This window comes from Paraburkholderia humisilvae (assembly GCF_902859855.1).
In the GTDB taxonomy this organism is placed as follows: Bacteria; Pseudomonadota; Gammaproteobacteria; order Burkholderiales; family Burkholderiaceae; genus Paraburkholderia; species Paraburkholderia humisilvae.
In genome coordinates, this window is the sequence record NZ_CADIKH010000472.1 from 1 (window position 1) to 605 (window position 605).

A 605-nucleotide genomic window follows, 5' to 3' on the forward strand; every position below is an offset into this window, starting at 1 on the left:
CGAGCTGGGCCGCTACCGGCGCGAACGTGGCCTGCCCGTACTGCCCGCCCCGCATGAGGACACGCCGCTCGTGCTGCCTCTCGGAAAATCCATGAAGCCGCTCACGCGCGCGGCGCTACACTCGATCGTCAAGGGCATCTTCGCCGGCGCCGCCGGAAAACTGCGCCTGCGCGGTGACGAATACGTCGCCCGTGCGGCCCAGCTCGAGCGGGCGTCCGCGCACTGGCTGCGCCACAGCGCGGGCTCCCACATGGCCGACGGGAACCTGGATTTGCGACTGGTGCGCGACAATCTCGGTCACGCGTCGCTGACCACCACGAGCCTGTACCTGCATGCCGATGACGACCAGCGCCATCGGGAAACCGAAGAAAAGCACCGCATCGACTGGTAGCACCAGCTGGCACGTGTTCGGAAAAGACGGTTCTGTCGCGATAAGACGGTGAGGCCGAAGTAAATCCCGATATGAATAGGACTGCTTATGCTATCAACGAATAGAACTGGACAGCAGGCGTCGCGGCGAAGCCATCGTTTCTCATCTGCCCTTTGCGGATCATGTGCATCAGCTCGATGCCACTCAGAATAACGCGCGCGCAGTTGAAATCCTT

The 605-nt window shown here is 62.5% G+C and carries 1 protein-coding gene and 1 pseudogene; one reads left to right on the plus strand and one right to left on the minus strand.

All coding sequences use genetic code 11. The features are described from left to right. Positions 1–391 (plus strand): tyrosine-type recombinase/integrase (locus tag HV796_RS43125; protein WP_175233657.1); only part of this gene is annotated, 391 nt, incomplete at its 5' end. A gap of 85 nt (positions 392–476) precedes the next feature. On the opposite strand, the pseudogene HV796_RS43130 reads toward HV796_RS43125, so the two are convergent. Next, a pseudogene (locus tag HV796_RS43130) lies at positions 477–605 on the minus strand (IS6 family transposase); the annotation flags it as partial.